The sequence below is a fragment of the Moritella sp. 24 genome (genome assembly GCF_018219155.1).
Lineage (GTDB): Bacteria > Pseudomonadota > Gammaproteobacteria > Enterobacterales > Moritellaceae > Moritella.
Genome location: NZ_CP056123.1, coordinates 322078 through 341309, shown reverse-complemented (window position 1 = coordinate 341309; position 19232 = coordinate 322078). Strand labels below are relative to the sequence as shown.

Below are 19232 nucleotides of genomic sequence, written 5' to 3'. Positions count from 1 at the left end.
TTAATAATAAGGGTGCCGTAAGTGCACCCATTAAATTTAATAATTTGAAACCAAGCTTAATTTAATCTGAAACACTAAATTAAACTCTATACCCCCAGGAGATACCAATGACAGAAGTAAAAAATAAAAATACAGTTATTGGCGCCAATATCGATCTATCGGTATATGGCATCAAGGATGTTGAAGAAATCGTATATAACCCTTCTTACGATCTACTTTTTGAAGAAGAAACAAAAGCGGGCCTAGAAGGCTACGAAAAAGGTATCGTAACTGAATCTGGTGCAGTTGCTGTTGATACAGGTATCTTTACTGGTCGTTCGCCAAAAGATAAATACATTGTTCGTGATGACACAACACGCGATACTGTATGGTGGTCAGATCAAGGTAAAAATGATAACAAGGCAATCACTCAAGAAGTATGGGGTGACCTTAAAACACTCGTAACACAACAGCTATCAACTAAACGTTTATTCGTAGTAGATACTTACTGTGGCGCAAATGCGAATACACGTCTAAAAGTACGTTTCATTACAGAAGTTGCATGGCAAGCTCATTTCGTTAAGAACATGTTCATCCGCCCGAGCGAAGAAGAATTAGCAACTTATGAACCTGACTTCGTTGTAATGAATGGTGCTAAATGCACTAACCCTAATTGGGAAAAGCACGGCTTAAACTCTGAAAATTTTGTTGCCTTCAATTTAACAGAGAAAATTCAACTTATCGGTGGTACTTGGTACGGCGGCGAAATGAAAAAAGGTATGTTCTCTTACATGAACTACTTATTACCGCTGCAAGGTATCGCATCAATGCACTGCTCAGCAAATGTAAGTGCTGAAGGTGAAACAGCGATCTTCTTTGGTCTGTCTGGTACAGGTAAAACAACATTATCAACTGATCCAAAACGCCAGTTAATCGGTGATGATGAACACGGTTGGGATGACGATGGCGTATTCAACTTTGAAGGCGGCTGTTACGCAAAAACAATTAAATTAAGCGCTGAAGCTGAACCAGAAATTTTCGGTGCAATCCGTCGCGACGCTCTACTTGAAAACGTGACCGTTCTTGACGGCGGCACAGTTGATTATGACGATGGTTCAAAAACAGAAAATACACGTGTTTCATATCCAATCGAGCATATCGAAAATATTGTTAAGCCGATCTCAAAAGGTGGCCACGCAAATAAAGTTATTTTCTTAAGTGCGGATGCATTTGGTGTTTTACCGCCAGTATCTAAACTAACGCCAGAACAAACTAAATACCATTTCCTATCAGGATTCACCGCTAAATTAGCTGGTACTGAACGTGGTATTACAGAACCAACACCTACGTTCTCTGCATGTTTCGGTGCAGCATTCTTATCGCTTCACCCAACAAAATACGGTCAAGAGTTAGTGAAACGTATGGAAGCATCAGGTGCGCAAGCTTACTTGGTGAATACGGGTTGGAACGGCACTGGTAAACGAATCTCAATTAAAGATACGCGTGCAATTATCGATGCGATCCTTGATGGTTCAATTGAAAAAGCAGAAACTAAAAATATTCCTTATTTCAATCTAGAAGTGCCAACAGCACTACCTGGCTGTGATACGAATATCCTTGACCCACGTGATACGTATGAAGATACAAACGTATGGGAAGAGAAAGCGGTAGACCTTGCTAAACGTTTCGTGAATAACTTCGAAAAATTCACAGATAACGAAGAAGGCAAAGCACTACTTGCTGCAGGCCCTCAACTTTAAGGCTCACATTTAAATAAACAATTAACGTCAATTTAAATAACCAAATAAATGCCAGTATCGAATTATCGAGCTGGCATTTTTTATATCTCCGATAACGAAAATGAGCTATTGAGCTGTGCTATTGCTATAATTTCCCATCATCATAATTGAAGAAGGTCATCGCATTGGCTATATCAAACTTAATCACGCGAGCCGGTTGGGAAACATTAGATAAACGCCTTAAGTTTCTCTGGAAAGAAGAACGCCCGAGAGTCACAAAAGTTGTATCTTGGGCAGCCTCTCTTGGCGACCGTAGTGAAAATGCCGACTACAAAGAAAATAAACACTTATTGCGAACTATCGACCGCGAAATACGCTTTTTAGTTAAACGTCTTGAAGTACTTGAGATTATCGATTATCGCCCACAGCAAGATGGTACCGTTTATTTTGGTGCCTATGTCGAATTAGAAGATGATGATGGAACTGTGATTCAATGCCGAATTGTTGGTCGTGACGAATTAGACCCGCAACGTAATTTCGTCACCGTTGACTCCCCAATGGCAAAAGCACTTATCGGTAAACAAGTGGATGATGACGCGGAAGTACATACCCCCGCAGGTAAAAAAGTTTGGTACATCAACAAAATCCAATACGTACCATTTATAGAATCATAATCTGCATTCATGTAAGAACGACCATTTAAGGATATAAAGTGTCTAAATTAGCTACTCTTATCGCACAAGAGATCAATGCACATGTACGCCAAGTTAACGCGGCCATTACCCTGTTAGATGACGGGTCGACAGTCCCTTTTATCGCCAGATACCGTAAAGAAGTCACTGAAGGTTTAGATGACGGCCAGTTAAGAACCCTAGAGCAGCGCCTTACTTATTTACGTGAACTAGAAGTTCGTCGTGACACTATTTTAAAAAATATCACAGAACAAGGTAAACTAACCCCGCAGTTAACAGCTGCAATCAATGCTGCAGAGACAAAAACACGTTTGGAAGATCTGTACCTGCCTTTTAAAACAAAACGCCGTACTAAAGGCCAAATAGCGATTGAAGCAGGACTAGTCCCTCTTGCAGAATCGCTAATTCAAAATCCACAACAGCAACCGCTGCAACTTGCAAAACAATTTATTACATCAGAAAGTCATTTTTCTGAACCAGAGCAAGTATTAGAAGGCGCTAAATTTATTCTAATGGAAAAAGCGAGTGTCGATGCAGAGCTGATCGCTAAAGTACGTAAACAATTACTTTCTCATGCCACGCTTGAATCAAAAGAAAACAAAAAAATAGCAACAGAAGACAGTAAATTCAAAGACTACTTTACTCACAGTGAAGGTATTAGCAAGGTACCATCACACCGTATGTTAGCCATGCTACGCGGTAAAAATGAAGGTGAGCTACAAATCGGTTTAAATGCGGATCCTGAATTTACCGAGAAAAATGCAACCAGCTATTGTGAAGTGATTATCGCAAAGCACCTGGGTATTCATTATCAAAATAAACCCGCTGACGAATGGCTAAAATCAGTTGTTCACAGTAGTTGGAAACAAAAATTACTCAACCAATTAGAAACTGAACTCATCGGTAAAATGAAAGAGTCAGCGGAAGTTGAAGCCATCAAGGTATTTGCAGCCAACCTAACAGCATTACTCATGGCATCACCTGCAGGACCAAAAGTAACGCTTGGACTTGATCCCGGCTTACGTACAGGTTCCAAAATTGCCATCGTTGATGCAACGGGTAAGTTACTCGATCACACAACTATCTATCCTCATGTACCACAAAAGCAATGGCAACAATCGCTGTCGACATTAGCAACTTTATGTCAGCGCCATAAGGTTGAATTAGTCAGCATTGGTAACGGTACCGCATCCCGAGAAACAGACAAGTTAGTTGCAGAATTAATCAAAGTAAAGCCAGAACTTAAGTTACAGAAAATAATGGTCAGTGAAGCGGGCGCATCGGTATATTCAGCATCAGAATTGGCTGCGAATGAATTCCCACAACTTGATGTGTCAATTCGAGGTGCTGTATCCATTGCCCGTCGTTTACAAGATCCACTTGCAGAGTTAGTAAAAATTGACCCGAAAGCGATTGGTGTTGGTCAGTATCAACATGATGTAAACCAAACTTTATTATCAAAACAACTCGATATCGTCATTGAAGATTGCGTAAATAAAGTCGGTGTTGATGTTAACTTAGCATCTGCAGCCCTACTCTCTCGCGTTGCAGGGTTGAATAAAACTATCGCAGAAAATATTGTTAATTATCGTAATGATAATGGTCCATTTAGCAAACGTAGTGAACTGAAGAAAGTCGCACGCTTAGGCCCTAAAGCATTTGAACAATGCGCAGGGTTCTTACGTATATTAAATGGTAAAGACCCACTAGATAGCTCTTCGGTTCACCCCGAGTCATATCCCGTCGTCAAAGATATCACTCAAAAGACAGGTAAAAAAATTACCGATATTATTGGCAATAGCGAAATACTAAAATCTCTCGATCCACAAGATTACACAAGTGCTAAAGTCGGTATACCTACAGTCATTGATATTCTGCAAGAATTAGAAAAACCAGGCCGCGACCCAAGACCCGAATTCAAAACTGCTACATTTAAAGACGGTATTGAAAAGATCACAGATTTAGAACCTGGGATGCAACTTGAAGGAATCATTAGTAATGTGACTAACTTTGGTGCCTTCGTTGATATCGGTGTTCATCAAGACGGTTTAGTACATATTTCTGCGTTAACAAATCGCTTTGTCAAAGACCCACATGAGGTAGTTAAAGCTGGGCAAATAGTGAAGGTCAAAGTGACAGAAATTGATATTGCGAGAAAAAGAATCGCACTAACAATGCGACTAGATGATGAGGTAACACAAAGCCAATCCAACTCAGGAAATCAGCCTTCTTTAGGAAATCGACCTAAAACAAATAAAGTTGCCGAACCGAAAAAACAGCATAAAATTGAGAATAAAAGTAACTCGTTTGGTAATAGTGCATTTGCAGACGCCTTTGCTAATGCAAAGAAACGCTGATAGTTAAATAACTCTTAAGTAAATAGTGTGGCGAACCGAGTTCGTCACAATCCCTTTTCTTCTTTCCCTAACGTTCCCCGTCATTCTTATTTGAAACGTCAAATTCTCTTAATTCTTAATTCTTAATTCTTAATAAATTGTAGATGAAAAAAAAGGCCGCCTAAGCGACCTTTCTATATATTGTTTAAACTAATCGAAATTAAGCGATTACTTTAGAAACAACACCAGCACCAACTGTACGGCCACCTTCACGGATAGCGAAGCGTAGACCTTCTTCCATCGCGATTGGGTTGATTAGCTCAACAACAAACTTAAGGTTGTCACCAGGCATAACCATTTCAACACCTTCTGGAAGCTCTACAGCACCAGTGATGTCAGTTGTACGGAAGTAGAACTGTGGACGGTAACCTTTAAAGAAAGGAGTGTGACGACCACCCTCTTCTTTAGAAAGTACGTATACTTCAGATTCAAACTTAGTATGTGGAGTGATTGAACCAGGCTTAGCTAGTACTTGACCACGTTCAACGTCTTCACGTTTAGTACCACGTAGAAGTGCACCAATGTTCTCACCAGCACGACCTTCGTCAAGCAGTTTACGGAACATTTCAACACCAGTACATGTAGTAGTAACAGTTTCGCGGATACCAACGATTTCTACTGAATCACCAACGTTAACGATACCTTGCTCAACACGACCAGTTACAACAGTACCACGGCCAGAGATTGAGAACACGTCTTCGATAGGCATAATGAAAGGCATATCGATAGCACGTTCTGGATCAGGGATGTATGAATCTAGCGCTTCAGCTAGTTCAATGATCTTGTCTTCCCACTCTTTTTCGCCTTCAAGAGCTTTAAGAGCAGAACCTTGGATAACTGGTAGGTCATCACCTGGGAAGTCATATTCAGAAAGAAGTTCACGAACTTCCATTTCTACTAGTTCAAGTAGTTCTTCATCATCAACCATATCACATTTGTTCATGAATACGATGATGTAAGGAACGCCAACCTGACGAGAAAGTAGGATGTGCTCACGTGTTTGTGGCATAGGGCCATCAGTAGAAGCAACAACTAGGATTGCGCCGTCCATTTGAGCAGCACCAGTGATCATGTTTTTAACATAATCCGCGTGTCCTGGGCAATCTACGTGTGCGTAGTGACGGTTAGGCGTATCGTATTCAACGTGTGAAGTGTTGATCGTGATACCACGTTCTCTTTCTTCAGGAGCGTTATCGATTGCTGCGAAATCTTTAGCTTCACCACCGTATACTTTTGCAAGTACGTTTGTGATTGCTGCTGTTAGAGTTGTTTTACCATGGTCAACGTGACCAATTGTACCTACGTTTACGTGGGTATTACTACGTACAAATTTTTCTTTAGACACGACGTGTACCTTCTTATTATCAGTTAAGCCTTTATCTTATGATAAAGACTACCAAAGTTAAACTTTATTTCGCTTCAATAATTGCGTCAGCGATGTTTTTAGGTGCTTCATTGTATTCAAGGAATTCCATTGAATACGAAGCGCGGCCCTGTGTAGCTGAACGGAGTGCAGTTGCATAACCGAACATTGCAGACAAAGGAACCTTAGCATGAATAATTTTAAGACCTGAGTGGCCATCATCCATACCTTCGATCATGCCGCGACGACGGCTTACGTCACCAACAACATCACCCATCCACTCCTCTGGAGTGGTTATTTCAACTTTCATCATTGGTTCAAGCAAGGCTGGATTCGCATCCAATGCGCCCTGTCTGCAACCAAATGACGCCGCGACTTTGAATGCCATTTCATTGGAATCAACGTCGTGGAATGAACCACCGTGGAGTGTAACACGAACATCCATGATAGGATATCCTGCTAACACACCTTGATCCATCTGTTCTTTACAACCTTTTTCTACCGCTGGGATGAATTCACGAGGAACTTCACCGTCAACAATAGCATCCACAAATTCAAAACCAGCACCCGCTTCAAGCGGCTCCAGTTTCAGCAGAACATGGCCATATTGACCTTTTCCGCCTAACTCGCGAATGAATTTACCTTCTGCTTCAACTGAATCACGAATTGATTCACGATATGCAACTTGAGGCTTACCAACGTTGCATTCAACGTTAAACTCACGACGCATACGATCGACAATAATATCCAGGTGAAGTTCACCCATACCAGATATCAGTGTTTGCGCTGACTCTTCGTCAGTTTCAACACGGAACGATGGATCTTCAGCAGCTAATTTACTTAGCGCGATAGCCATCTTATCTTGATCGGCTACTGTTTTAGGTTCTACAGCAATCTGGATAACCGGTTCCGGAAATTCCATACGCTCAAGGATTACTCTATGATTATTATCACAAAGTGTATCACCAGTAGTGACATCCTTAAGACCAATTGCTGCAGCGATATCGCCTGCACGTATCTCTTTCAATTCTTGACGATCATTCGCATGCATTTGCACAATTCGACCTAAACGTTCACGCTTCTGCTTAACAGAATTATAAACGCTATCGCCAGTATTGACTACACCTGAGTATACTCGCATAAATGTGAGCGTACCAACAAATGGGTCAGTGGCAATCTTAAAGGCTAATGCAGCAAACGGAGCATCGTCACTTGATGGACAAGTAACTTCGTTCTCGTTCTCATCAATACCATTGATATCTTTCACTTCCGTTGGGCTAGGAAGAAATTCAACCACTGCGTCAAGTACCGCTTGTACACCTTTATTTTTAAAGGCAGAACCACAAGTCGCTAGTACGATCTCGTTGTTCAGCGTGCGTTGACGTAAACCAGCTTTAATTTCTTCTTCAGATAACTCACCTTCTTCAAGGTATTTATCCATAAGCTCATCGTTAGCTTCGGCGGCAGCATCAACCAATTCTTCATGTAGTTCTTCTGCACGCTCAAGTAGATCAGCAGGAATTTCGCCATAACTAAATGACATACCTTGATCTGCTTCATTCCAGCTAATTGATTTCATCTTAATTAAATCAATTACGCCTTCAAACTCTTCTTCCGCACCAATATTTAACTGGATTGGAACACAAGTTGCGCCCAAACGATTACGAATTTGGTCAATTACAGCTTCAAAATCCGCACCTGTGCGATCCATCTTATTAACGAATACAACACGTGGTACTTGATATTTATCAGCTTGACGCCAAACCGTTTCAGATTGTGGTTCAACACCTGATGCACCACAAAATACGACAACTGCGCCATCAAGAACTCGTAGAGAACGCTCTACTTCAATAGTGAAGTCAACGTGTCCCGGAGTATCAATGATATTGATACGATGCTGTTTAAATTTAGCATCCATACCTTTCCACATTGTTGTTGTCGCTGCAGAAGTAATGGTAATACCACGCTCCTGCTCCTGTTCCATCCAATCCATAGTGGCTGCGCCATCATGAACTTCACCAATCTTATGTGAAAGACCAGTATAGAATAAAACACGTTCTGTAGTTGTAGTTTTACCCGCATCAACGTGAGCACAAATACCAATATTACGGTAGAGCTCGATCGGAGTTGTACGTGCCACAATAAATCCCTTACTAGGAAACCTAGACAGAAAGTAGTTGACGCAGATTTAAAATCTGCGTCAAAAAATTACCAGCGATAGTGAGCAAATGCTTTATTCGCGTCAGCCATACGGTGAACGTCTTCACGTTTCTTAACCGCAGAACCTTTGTTTTCAGCAGCGTCGAATAGCTCTCCAGCTAGACGAGCAGCCATTGATTTTTCACCACGTTTACGTGCTGCTTCAACTAACCAACGCATAGCTAGTGCATTACGACGAGAAGGACGAACTTCTACTGGCACTTGGTAAGTTGAACCACCAACACGGCGAGATTTAACCTCAACCGATGGACGAACGTTGTCTAGAGCGATTTCGAAAAGCTCTAGGTGTGTTTTGTCTTCGCTTTTAGTAGCGATAGTTTCTAGCGCACCATATACAATCGCTTCAGAAGTAGATTTTTTACCGTCTACCATTACGATGTTGATGAATTTTGCTAGGATTTCTGATCCGAATTTTGGATCTGCTAAAATTTCTCTTTTAGCTACGACGCGACGTCTTGGCATCTTATATTCCTCGTTGTGCTTCAGGTATTACCCAAAACTAATAAATAGTTAACAGTTTGCTTGGCCTTACTTAACGAAGAACCATTAATTTTTAGGGCGTTTAGCACCGTATTTAGAACGACCTTTACGACGGTCGCTAACACCAGCTGTATCTAACGCACCACGAACTGTATGGTAACGAACACCCGGTAAATCTTTAACACGACCACCGCGGATTAAGATCACGCTATGCTCTTGAAGGTTATGGCCTTCACCACCGATGTATGAAGTAACTTCATAACCGTTAGTTAGACGAACACGAGCTACTTTACGTAGAGCCGAGTTAGGTTTTTTAGGAGTAGTAGTGTATACGCGAGTACAAACACCACGACGTTGTGGACAAGCTTCTAGAGCAGGAACGTTAGTTTTTGTAACGTTTCTTACGCGAGGCTTGCGTACTAATTGGTTAGTAGTTGCCATTTAAAATAGCTCCGTTGAGTTTTTTACGTGTGAAAAATCATCCCTAATATAGGGACGCAGAATTTTAGTCATTGCGCCTTTAGCTGTCAAGCATAACAACGGTATTATTGAAAATAAATTAGTTTATTTGCCAATAAATCGTAAATAAAGCGCTTTTACAACACTACAAGATAAAAACTTACCCGAAGTTTATAGCGCAACAATTAAAAATTCGTATAAATCAGGCTTATTTAGTTCCAAGTCTGAATTTGTGAATTCGACACAGTAAGGTTAACAAATTCAGGATAGCTAACCTGCTGACCTAAAATAGATTTTAACCCTCTTGCATCGAGATCTTCTGTTAAAGTATAAAATGTCACTTTTGGCATTAAATCTTGAAGTATTTTAGCATATTTATGGTGTGATGCTGTAATCACGACGGCATCTTGAATAAAGAGCACCACATCACCATCATCAAGATAGGCTAAACTATCAATAAACGTATTGCGTGAGAAAGGTGACGATTTAAAAATATGAAGCATAGTTATATCACCAATCAAAAATTCAAAATAATAGCATGCTGACGTATACGCTGATTAATTTCAGACTGTGGCAAGCGCTCTGCGTCAATAATCAACTCGACGTCGCTTATACCACGCTCTAGGAGCGAATCAGCACATACATAAACATTTTCGATATCATATAGCTCAAACATACCAAATGTTGGCGCAAAGTCGCGACACGCGATCCCCTGAGGCTTTTGTTTACTCACCAATTGATAAACACCATCACCAATAAAAAAGACGCTTAAATCTTCAGTAAGGGCGGATGTTGCCAGGATAGCATCTTGTGTTTCTCTCGCGAGGCTCGTCCCATGAGGAACTTGACGAGTAATAAATGCGGCTCTCAACATATATTAGACCAAATAGTATAGTTAAAACTGGATCACTCGGTCAGCAGTAACAATCGACGCTGCTAATTGACCTAGTCCCGTTAATTGAAATGGTAATTCAAGATTAAAGTGGCTCTTTCCAGCCTTACCAGCTTCACTTTGATCAATAACACCACGCCTTAGCGCAGCACCCGAGCATATATCTAAATCAAATCGATGTTCACGGGCTAATATTAACCAAGCATTATACAGATCAAATTCATCTGCAGCAGGAGATGTCAGGGTAGAGCCATTAAGCACCCCGTCATTATAAAAAAATACACGTTGAATTGTATGACCCAATTCAATTGCAGATTTAACATAATGATAGGCGCTTAAAGCGTCTTGGCTACCATATGCTGGACCAGTAACAAGTACAGCAATAGTGACAGGTTGAGACATAAATAGACCTAATTAAAGAGTATAAGCGATTGCTTCAACTTCAACTAACACGTCTTTCGGTAAACGAGCAACTTCAACACAAGAACGTGCTGGCGCATTTTCTGGGAAATAACGTGCGTATACTTCATTGAAAGTAACAAAGTCATTCATATCACTTAAAAAACATGTCGTTTTGATTACTGTATCAGCGCTAGCATTTGCCGCTTTAAGTACAGCCATCAAATTTTCCATTACAAGTTCGGCTTGCTCTTTAACGCCGCCCTCAACAATTTCCATCGTTTCAGGTACTAATGGGATCTGTCCTGAAGTAAAAACCATATTTCCAAGTTGATTAGCTTGTGAGTATGGACCAATTGCAGCAGGTGCATTCGTTGTAGAAATGATTTTTTTACTCATTGTAAGTTCCATAATTTTATCAATGCTCCCATAATTAGAGCGAGTATATTGTAATATCTGTCGCCATTATATTTAATAATACGAGCAATAAGCAAACATAGAGCAACGATTATTTTAAACTTTATATATTTTTTTACATGAAATTAATTTGAATAGTGCTTTCTGTGGATTTTGTTTTGAGCTAAAATTGCCAATTGTGTTTAGTGAATGAGGGAGTTAGGACATGTTTAACAAAATAGAACGTAACGCTCCCACTCTAATCATCCAAACTTGTAAGGCCTCATAACTTTTAATATGAGGCTTTTTTTTAAGCTAATTCCGATAATCAGGGCACAAACATGGTCAATCCGTTATTTAGAAAACATATCGTCTCTATTAATGATATCTCGCGCAGTGAATTAGAACTTATTGTTAAAACAGCCGCACAATTAAAGAAAAATCCTCAGCCCGAACTATTAAAAAACAAAGTAATTGCGAGTTGCTTTTTTGAAGCATCAACTCGTACAAGGCTTTCATTTGAGACTGCTATTCAGCGCTTAGGTGGCACCGTGATTGGGTTTGATAATGCAGGGAATACATCGCTCGCTAAAAAAGGTGAGACACTTGCAGATTCGATCAGTGTTATTTCAAGTTACGCAGATGCCTTTGTTATGCGTCATCCTCAAGAAGGTGCTGCAAGATTAGCATCTGAATTTTCTAATGTGCCTGTTATCAATGGCGGTGATGGTTCTAACCAACACCCTACTCAAACACTGTTGGATTTGTTTTCAATCTACGAAACACAGGGCCGTTTAGATAATTTAAATATCGCATTTGTAGGTGACCTAAAGTATGGCCGAACAGTACATTCTTTAGCGCAAGCGCTTGCTAAATTTACTGGTTGTAAATTCCATTTCATTTCTCCAAGCGCGTTAGCAATGCCTGAATATATCTGCGACGAACTTGATGAGCATAATGTAAGTTATGCTTGCTATGACTCTATTGAAGAAGTTGTACCTGAAATTGACGTGCTATATATGACCCGAGTACAAAAAGAGCGTTTTGATGAGACTGAATATCAGCACATGAAAGCTGGCTTCATTTTATCTGCAAGTACATTAAAAAATGCGAAAGATAATTTAAAAGTACTTCACCCATTACCGCGTGTTGATGAGATCACTGTTGATGTAGATAAGACGCCTTATGCTTATTATTTCCAACAAGCTGAAAATGGTGTCTATGCACGAGAAGCATTACTTGCACTTGTACTAAACGAAACAATCGAAGGATAAGATAATGAAAAATATTCATATGCAAGTTGAAGCTATCTGTAATGGTTACGTTATCGATCACATTCCATCTGGACAAGGTGTTAAGATATTACGATTGTTTAGTCTTACAAACACGAAACAGCGCGTTACCGTAGGTTTCAATTTACCAACACATAACGGTGAAACGAAAGATTTAATTAAAGTCGAAAATACAGAAATAACAAAATCACAAGCCAATCAATTAGCGTTGCTAGCACCTAATGCAACGATTAATATTATTGAAAATTTCAAAGTGACTGACAAGCATGCATTAGCATTGCCTAAAGAAGTAGAAAACGTTTTCCCATGTCCTAATTCAAATTGTATTACCCATGGTGAACCAGTTACGTCATCATTTTCGATTAAAACAATCAAAAATAATATCGGCCTGAAGTGTAAGTATTGTGAAAAAACATTCTCAAAAGAAATTGTAACGGCACAAACTTAATTTAAATAATGTCAGAGCGCCTCTCATTGAGGCGACTCTATCAAAATAATCTATTCGATTACTTCCCTTCAACATTAAAACACGCTTCTAGTTCAGCTTTAATTTCCTGAAAACCTTTTTTTCTTAATAATTCAATATTACGCTCAGGGATCTCTTCAGGGTTTGGAAATACTCTTAGTACTTTAGCCATCTCATCTTCTCGAATAATATGAATCATTGGATAAGGTGAACGATTAGTAAAATTAGCGGCATCCAACATCGTAGTATCGTCAAAACAATACTTAGGGTGCATATGTGCTAATTGATAAATGCCCTCATAATCCTGCATTTCGAGTAAGTCATTTGCATAATCAATAAGATCAAGGAAGTCATCAAATTTATGGCTTAACTTAGGAATCACAACTAACGTAGTTGCAATATCATCATTCGTATCTAGGCGAATGAACTCTGCATTTATTTGCTCTAATAATTCAGTTAAATCAGTACTATCAAACACCGCACAATGAATTGTTTTTCGCTCTAACTCTTTTTTCGCAAAAGGACAGATATTGTATTTAACAATAATATCTTTCACCCATTTTAATGTTTGTAATTTAATGATTTCGTGATTATCAGTCATATAAGGATCCTAAACATATGTATTTAATTAGTTAATCACCAAAATGTCATTAACTATGAGGGGTGAAAGTATATTTGAATAGATTTTAGCTTAACGCTTTATAAATTACAGGTATAAAAAAAGCCGATATCAATGATATCGGCTTTTTTCGTTCAAGACAGCGTCTTGAATCGTTCTTTACCCAAGGTAATACCTTGAATTAAAAGTGGCGTTTGGCGATGCCCTACTCTCACATGGGGAAGCCCCACACTACCATCGGCGTTATTACGTTTCACTACTGAGTTCGGAATGGGATCAGGTGGTACCGTAACACTATGGTCACCAAACAAATTTTTCGAGTCTTACGAATCATCTGCTCTTGTTTAAAACAACGTTTTAAACATTATTCTCTACCCAAGGCTTTGCCTTGAATTAAAAGTGGCGCTTGGCGATGCCCTACTCTCACATGGGGAAACCCCACACTACCATCGGCGTTATTACGTTTCACTACTGAGTTCGGAATGGGATCAGGTGGTACCGTAACACTATGGTCACCAAGCAAATCTAGTTTGCTTTCAAAATGTATCTTTAAAATCTGAAAAGCTATAAATAAAGAAGTCTTTAAAACATAAAGTGTTCAATCTATTCTTAAGTCGATATTTCAATTAATCATACTTTAATTTGTATGGTTAAGCCTCACGGGTAATTAGTACAAGTTAGCTCAATGCCTCACAGCACTTACACACCTTGCCTATCAACGTTGTAGTCTCCAACGGCCCTTCAGGGGACTTAAAGTCCCAGTGAGAACTCATCTCGAGGCCTGCTTCCCGCTTAGATGCTTTCAGCGGTTATCAGTTCCGAACTTAGCTACCGGGCAATGCTATTGGCATAACAACCCGAACACCAGTGGTTCGTCCACTCCGGTCCTCTCGTACTAGGAGCAGCTCCTCTCAATTCTCAAACGCCCACGGCAGATAGGGACCGAACTGTCTCACGACGTTCTAAACCCAGCTCGCGTACCACTTTAAATGGCGAACAGCCATACCCTTGGGACCAACTTCAGCCCCAGGATGTGATGAGCCGACATCGAGGTGCCAAACACCGCCGTCGATATGAACTCTTGGGCGGTATCAGCCTGTTATCCCCGGAGTACCTTTTATCCGTTGAGCGATGGCCCTTCCATTCAGAACCACCGGATCACTAAGACCTACTTTCGTACCTGCTCGACGTGTCTGTCTCGCAGTTAAGCTGGCTTATGCCTTTGCACTAACCACATGATGTCCAACCATGTTTAGCCAACCTTCGTGCTCCTCCGTTACTCTTTGGGAGGAGACCGCCCCAGTCAAACTACCCACCAGACACTGTCCGCAACCCCGATAAGGGGCCTACGTTAGAACATCAAACGTACAAGGGTGGTATTTCAAGATAGACTCCACATCATCTAGCGACAATGTTTCACAGTCTCCCACCTATCCTACACATGTAGGTTCAATGTTCAGTGCCAAGCTATAGTAAAGGTTCACGGGGTCTTTCCGTCTAGCCGCGGGTACACTGCATCTTAACAGCGATTTCAATTTCACTGAGTCTCGGGTGGAGACAGCGTGGCCATCATTACGCCATTCGTGCAGGTCGGAACTTACCCGACAAGGAATTTCGCTACCTTAGGACCGTTATAGTTACGGCCGCCGTTTACCGGGGCTTCGATCATGAGCTTCGACCTAAGTCTAACCCAATCAATTAACCTTCCGGCACCGGGCAGGCGTCACACCGTATACGTCATCTTTCGATTTTGCACAGTGCTGTGTTTTTAATAAACAGTTGCAGCCACCATTTCTCTGCGACCAACAATAGCTTACGGAGCAAGTCCTTCACCATCATTGGCGTACCTTCTCCCGAAGTTACGGTACCATTTTGCCTAGTTCCTTCACCCGAGTTCTCTCAAGCGCCTTAGTATTCTCTACCTAACCACCTGTGTCGGTTTGGGGTACGATTCTCTTATATCTGAAGCTTAGAGGTTTTTCCTGGAAGCCGGGTATCAACTACTTCATCTCCGTAGAGACTCGTCATCAGTTCTCAGCCTTAATGTATTCCCGGATTTGCCTAAGAATACAGCCTACAACCTTAAACATGGACAACCATCGCCATGCTAGCCTAACCTTCTCCGTCACCCCATCGCAATATAAGTGAGTACTGGAATATTAACCAGTTTCCCATCGACTACGCCTTTCGGCCTCGCCTTAGGGGTCGACTCACCCTGCCCCGATTAACGTTGGACAGGAACCCTTGGTCTTTCGGCGTGGAGGTTTTTCACCCCCATTATCGTTACTCATGTCAACATTCGCACTTCTGATACCTCCAGCAAGCTTCTCAACTCACCTTCAACGGCTTACAGAACGCTCCTCTACCATGCAAGAACAAGTCTTGCATCCGTAGCTTCGGTGGTATGTTTAGCCCCGTTAAATCTTCCGCGCAGACCGACTCGACCAGTGAGCTATTACGCTTTCTTTAAAAGATGGCTGCTTCTAAGCCAACTTCCTGGCTGTCTGAGCCTTTCCACATCGTTTCCCACTTAACATACACTTTGGGACCTTAGCTGACGGTCTGGGTTGTTTCCCTTTCCACGACGGACGTTAGCACCCGCCGTGTGTCTCCCGCGATTGAACTTATTGGTATTCGGAGTTTGCAAAGGGTTGGTAAGTCGGGATGACCCCCTAGCCTTAACAGTGCTCTACCCCCAATAGTTAGACGCGAGGCGCTACCTAAATAGCTTTCGAGGAGAACCAGCTATCTCCCGGTTTGATTGGCCTTTCACCCCCAGCCACAAGTCATCCGCTAATTTTTCAACATTAGTCGGTTCGGTCCTCCAGTTGATGTTACTCAACCTTCAACCTGCCCATGGCTAGATCACCGGGTTTCGGGTCTAATCCCAGCAACTATTCGCGCAGTTAACACTCGGTTTCCCTACGGCTCCGCTATTCGCTTAACCTTGCTACTGAAATTAAGTCGTTGACCCATTATACAAAAGGTACGCAGTCACAGAACAAGTCTGCTCCCACTGCTTGTACGTATACGGTTTCAGGTTCTATTTCACTCCCCTCACAGGGGTTCTTTTCGCCTTTCCCTCACGGTACTGGTTCACTATCGGTCAGTCAGTAGTATTTAGCCTTGGAAGATGGTCCTCCCATATTCAAACAGCATATCACGTGTGCCGTCCTACTCGATTTCACAGTAAGGTCGTTTTCATGTACGGGACTATCACCCTGTATCGTGAAACTTTCCAGAATCTTCCATTAACTTCCAAACTGCTTAAGGGCTAGACCCCGTTCGCTCGCCGCTACTAAGGGTATCTCTATTGATTTCTTTTCCTCGGGGTACTTAGATGTTTCAGTTCTCCCGGTTCGCTTCGCAACGCTATGTATTCACGTTACGATACTCTACAAAGTAGAGTGGGTTCCCCCATTCGGAAATCTGTGGATTAACGCTTTTTATCAACTCCCCACAGCTTAACGCAGATTAACACGTCCTTCATCGCCTCTGACTGCCTAGGCATCCACCGTATACGCTTAGTCACTTAACCATACAATCTAAAGTCGACCGTACAATTGAAATAACTAGGTATTATCTAGTTTTTTTCGCCTCAAGAATACTCAAGAACACTATATTGTTATTACCTAAGTAATAACGTGTTTTAAGAACTTCTTTATTTATTCAGCTTTCCAAATTTTTAAAGAGCAATTTGCTAAAAAGCAAAGATAAACATTGTTGCTTAGCTTTGATTTTTAATCAGAAAGAAAAGTGGTATCCCGTACGAGATTTGAACTCGTGTTACCGCCGTGAAAGGGCGGTGTCCTAGGCCTCTAGACGAACGGGACACAATTTACTTTCTACGACTGGATTTCATCCCAATCGTTATCTTATTTTCATAAGATTGTCTTTAACGTTTCTATTCAAGCAATTTGTGTGGGCACTTACAAAAATTAACAACTTTACGTAAGGAGGTGATCCAGCCCCAGGTTCCCCTAGGGCTACCTTGTTACGACTTCACCCCAGTCATGAACCACACCGTGGTCATCGCCCTCCCGAAGGTTAAGCTAATGACTTCTGGTGCAGCCCACTCCCATGGTGTGACGGGCGGTGTGTACAAGGCCCGGGAACGTATTCACCGTGACATTCTGATTCACGATTACTAGCGATTCCGACTTCATGGGGTCGAGTTGCAGACCCCAATCCGGACTACGACGCACTTTATGGGATTCGCTTACCATCGCTGGTTTGCAGCCCTTTGTATGCGCCATTGTAGCACGTGTGTAGCCCTACTCGTAAGGGCCATGATGACTTGACGTCGTCCCCACCTTCCTCCGGTTTATCACCGGCAGTCTCCTTAGAGTTCCCACCATTACGTGCTGGCAAATAAGGATAAGGGTTGCGCTCGTTGCGGGACTTAACCCAACATTTCACAACACGAGCTGACGACAGCCATGCAGCACCTGTCTCATAGTTCCCGAAGGCACCAATTCATCTCTGAAAAGTTCTATGGATGTCAAGAGTAGGTAAGGTTCTTCGCGTTGCATCGAATTAAACCACATGCTCCACCGCTTGTGCGGGCCCCCGTCAATTCATTTGAGTTTTAACCTTGCGGCCGTACTCCCCAGGCGGTCTACTTAATGCGTTAGCTTAAGAGCCCAGTTCTCAAGGAACCAAACTCCGAGTAGACATCGTTTACGGCGTGGACTACCGGGGTATCTAATCCCGTTTGCTACCCACGCTTTCGCATCTGAGCGTCAGTTACTTGCCAGGTGGCCGCCTTCGCCACTGGTATTCCTTCAGATCTCTACGCATTTCACCGCTACACCTGAAATTCTACCACCCTCTCAAGAACTCTAGTTTGCCAGTTCGAAATGCAGTTCCCAGGTTGAGCCCGGGGCTTTCACATCTCGCTTAACAAACCGCCTGCATGCGCTTTACGCCCAGTAATTCCGATTAACGCTTGCACCCTCCGTATTACCGCGGCTGCTGGCACGGAGTTAGCCGGTGCTTCTTCTGCGAGTAACGTCACAGTAAGCAGTTATTAACTACTTACCTTTCCTCCTCGCTGAAAGTACTTTACAACCCGAAGGCCTTCTTCATACACGCGGTATGGCTGCATCAGAGTTTCCTCCATTGTGCAATATTCCCCACTGCTGCCTCCCGTAGGAGTCTGGACCGTGTCTCAGTTCCAGTGTGGCTGATCATCCTCTCAGACCAGCTAGGGATCGTCGCCTTGGTGAGCTCTTACCTCACCAACAAGCTAATCCCACTTGGGCTCATCTAGTCGCGAGAGCTTTCAAGAAGAGGCCCCCTTTCACCCGTAGGTCGTATGCGGTATTAGCAGTCGTTTCCAACTGTTGTCCCCCTCGACTAGGCAGATTCCCAAGCATTACTCACCCGTCCGCCGCTCGACGCCAGAATAGCAAGCTATTCTTCGTTTCCGCTCGACTTGCATGTGTTAAGCCTACCGCCAGCGTTCAATCTGAGCCATGATCAAACTCTTCAATTAAAAGTTTTTTTGACTGACACCTAAAATCATTACTGATGATGAGTATCAAGTCGGCTCAATGAATTCTGTACTTCAACAACAAACCAAGGTTTGTTGTTTATAAAACCAAATCTTTCGATTTAATTTAATGTTCACAATTACATTGATATAATATTTGGTCATTATATCTCTGCAAGTGCTCACACAGATTGCTTGAATAAATTGTTAAAGAGCATACTGAGCGGCTGTTGCCGTGTCAGTGAGGCGCCATTATAGGGATCTTTGATTTCTTAGCAAGCCCTTTCTGAAATTAAATAAACGCCCTTTATTTTTGATTACTTAATGAACAATTAAAGCTCGATAA

At 41.9% G+C, this 19232-nt stretch carries 14 protein-coding genes, 1 tRNA gene and 4 rRNA genes; 5 read left to right on the top strand and 14 right to left on the bottom strand.

The window, feature by feature from the left end:
* Positions 1–107: 107 nt before the first annotated feature.
* The 3 genes from pckA to HWV00_RS01545 all read left to right on the top strand — a co-directional run bounded on the left by pckA (position 108) and on the right by HWV00_RS01545 (position 4767).
* Positions 108–1739 (top strand): phosphoenolpyruvate carboxykinase (ATP), encoded by a 1632-nt coding sequence (pckA, locus tag HWV00_RS01555; RefSeq protein WP_211684399.1) that lies wholly within the window; start codon positions 108–110, stop codon positions 1737–1739.
* Between the two features lie 164 nt (positions 1740–1903).
* The gene (gene greB / locus HWV00_RS01550; RefSeq protein ID WP_211684398.1) at positions 1904–2392 is read left to right on the top strand and encodes a transcription elongation factor GreB; all 489 of its coding nucleotides are present in this window, start codon (positions 1904–1906) and stop codon (positions 2390–2392) included.
* 38 nt (positions 2393–2430) lie between these two features.
* Positions 2431–4767, top strand: a complete 2337-nt coding sequence (locus tag HWV00_RS01545) for a Tex family protein (protein WP_211684397.1) — start codon at positions 2431–2433, stop codon at positions 4765–4767.
* Positions 4768–4966: 199 nt separating this feature from the next.
* Here the strand turns inward: HWV00_RS01545 and tuf are convergent, their stop codons facing one another.
* From tuf to HWV00_RS01505, 8 genes are all read right to left on the bottom strand, one after another.
* Complete coding sequence (tuf, locus tag HWV00_RS01540; RefSeq protein WP_211684396.1) at positions 4967–6151, bottom strand: elongation factor Tu; 1185 nt, start codon at positions 6149–6151, stop codon at positions 4967–4969.
* Between the two features lie 64 nt (positions 6152–6215).
* On the bottom strand, positions 6216–8309 hold the full coding sequence (gene fusA / locus HWV00_RS01535) for an elongation factor G (RefSeq protein WP_211684395.1): 2094 nt from the start codon (positions 8307–8309) through the stop codon (positions 6216–6218).
* Positions 8310–8377: 68 nt separating this feature from the next.
* Positions 8378–8851: a 30S ribosomal protein S7 gene (rpsG, locus tag HWV00_RS01530; protein WP_019443186.1), complete on the bottom strand. Its 474-nt coding sequence runs from the start codon at positions 8849–8851 to the stop codon at positions 8378–8380.
* A gap of 84 nt (positions 8852–8935) precedes the next feature.
* Positions 8936–9310 carry a 30S ribosomal protein S12 gene (gene rpsL / locus HWV00_RS01525; protein WP_019443185.1) on the bottom strand — a complete coding sequence of 125 codons (375 nt, stop codon included), beginning with the start codon at positions 9308–9310 and terminating at the stop codon, positions 8936–8938.
* Between the two features lie 230 nt (positions 9311–9540).
* On the bottom strand, positions 9541–9831 hold the full coding sequence (gene tusB / locus HWV00_RS01520; protein WP_211684394.1) for a sulfurtransferase complex subunit TusB: 291 nt from the start codon (positions 9829–9831) through the stop codon (positions 9541–9543).
* Between the two features lie 14 nt (positions 9832–9845).
* A complete protein-coding gene (tusC, locus tag HWV00_RS01515; RefSeq protein ID WP_211684393.1) occupies positions 9846–10202 on the bottom strand; it encodes a sulfurtransferase complex subunit TusC in 357 nt (118 codons plus the stop codon).
* 21 nt (positions 10203–10223) lie between these two features.
* Entirely contained in the window at positions 10224–10622 is a 399-nt protein-coding gene (gene tusD, locus HWV00_RS01510; protein ID WP_211684392.1) for a sulfurtransferase complex subunit TusD, read from the bottom strand.
* A 12-nt stretch (positions 10623–10634) separates the two neighbouring features.
* Complete coding sequence (locus tag HWV00_RS01505) at positions 10635–11018, bottom strand: RidA family protein (protein ID WP_019443181.1); 384 nt, start codon at positions 11016–11018, stop codon at positions 10635–10637.
* Between the two features lie 338 nt (positions 11019–11356).
* Here HWV00_RS01505 and pyrB point away from each other — a divergent pair, with 338 nt between their 5' ends.
* Both pyrB and pyrI read left to right on the top strand, forming a co-directional pair.
* Positions 11357–12289 (top strand): aspartate carbamoyltransferase, encoded by a 933-nt coding sequence (gene pyrB / locus HWV00_RS01500; protein WP_211684391.1) that lies wholly within the window; start codon positions 11357–11359, stop codon positions 12287–12289.
* Between the two features lie 4 nt (positions 12290–12293).
* Positions 12294–12755, top strand: a complete 462-nt coding sequence (gene pyrI / locus HWV00_RS01495) for an aspartate carbamoyltransferase regulatory subunit (protein WP_211684390.1) — start codon at positions 12294–12296, stop codon at positions 12753–12755.
* 58 nt (positions 12756–12813) lie between these two features.
* Here pyrI and HWV00_RS01490 read toward each other — a convergent pair whose 3' ends face one another.
* From HWV00_RS01490 to HWV00_RS01465, 6 genes are all read right to left on the bottom strand, one after another.
* Positions 12814–13374: a DUF1415 domain-containing protein gene (locus tag HWV00_RS01490; protein ID WP_211684389.1), complete on the bottom strand. Its 561-nt coding sequence runs from the start codon at positions 13372–13374 to the stop codon at positions 12814–12816.
* Positions 13375–13584: 210 nt separating this feature from the next.
* Positions 13585–13700 (bottom strand): 5S ribosomal RNA (rrf, locus tag HWV00_RS01485).
* Between the two features lie 96 nt (positions 13701–13796).
* A 5S ribosomal RNA gene (gene rrf / locus HWV00_RS01480) occupies positions 13797–13912 on the bottom strand.
* Between the two features lie 126 nt (positions 13913–14038).
* Positions 14039–16930: ribosomal RNA gene (locus HWV00_RS01475) — 23S ribosomal RNA — on the bottom strand.
* Positions 16931–17149: 219 nt separating this feature from the next.
* Positions 17150–17225: transfer RNA gene (locus tag HWV00_RS01470), tRNA-Glu, on the bottom strand.
* A gap of 119 nt (positions 17226–17344) precedes the next feature.
* Positions 17345–18889 (bottom strand): 16S ribosomal RNA (locus HWV00_RS01465).
* Together the 16S, 23S and 5S rRNA genes with 1 tRNA gene alongside form the textbook arrangement of a ribosomal RNA operon.
* Positions 18890–19232: the final 343 nt, after the last annotated feature.

Excerpts from the sequence above, each read along its gene's own strand:
- pckA (WP_211684399.1), top strand. The coding sequence starts at position 108 with ATGACAGAAGTAAAAAATAAAAATACAGTTATTGGCGCCAATATCGAT.
- rpsG (WP_019443186.1), bottom strand. The coding sequence starts at position 8,851 with ATGCCAAGACGTCGCGTCGTAGCTAAAAGAGAAATTTTAGCAGATCCA.
- rpsL (WP_019443185.1), bottom strand. The coding sequence starts at position 9,310 with ATGGCAACTACTAACCAATTAGTACGCAAGCCTCGCGTAAGAAACGTT.
- tusB (WP_211684394.1), bottom strand. The coding sequence starts at position 9,831 with ATGCTTCATATTTTTAAATCGTCACCTTTCTCACGCAATACGTTTATT.
- tusC (WP_211684393.1), bottom strand. The coding sequence starts at position 10,202 with ATGTTGAGAGCCGCATTTATTACTCGTCAAGTTCCTCATGGGACGAGC.
- tusD (WP_211684392.1), bottom strand. The coding sequence starts at position 10,622 with ATGTCTCAACCTGTCACTATTGCTGTACTTGTTACTGGTCCAGCATAT.
- HWV00_RS01505 (WP_019443181.1), bottom strand. The coding sequence starts at position 11,018 with ATGAGTAAAAAAATCATTTCTACAACGAATGCACCTGCTGCAATTGGT.
- pyrB (WP_211684391.1), top strand. The coding sequence starts at position 11,357 with ATGGTCAATCCGTTATTTAGAAAACATATCGTCTCTATTAATGATATC.
- pyrI (WP_211684390.1), top strand. The coding sequence starts at position 12,294 with ATGAAAAATATTCATATGCAAGTTGAAGCTATCTGTAATGGTTACGTT.
- HWV00_RS01490 (WP_211684389.1), bottom strand. The coding sequence starts at position 13,374 with ATGACTGATAATCACGAAATCATTAAATTACAAACATTAAAATGGGTG.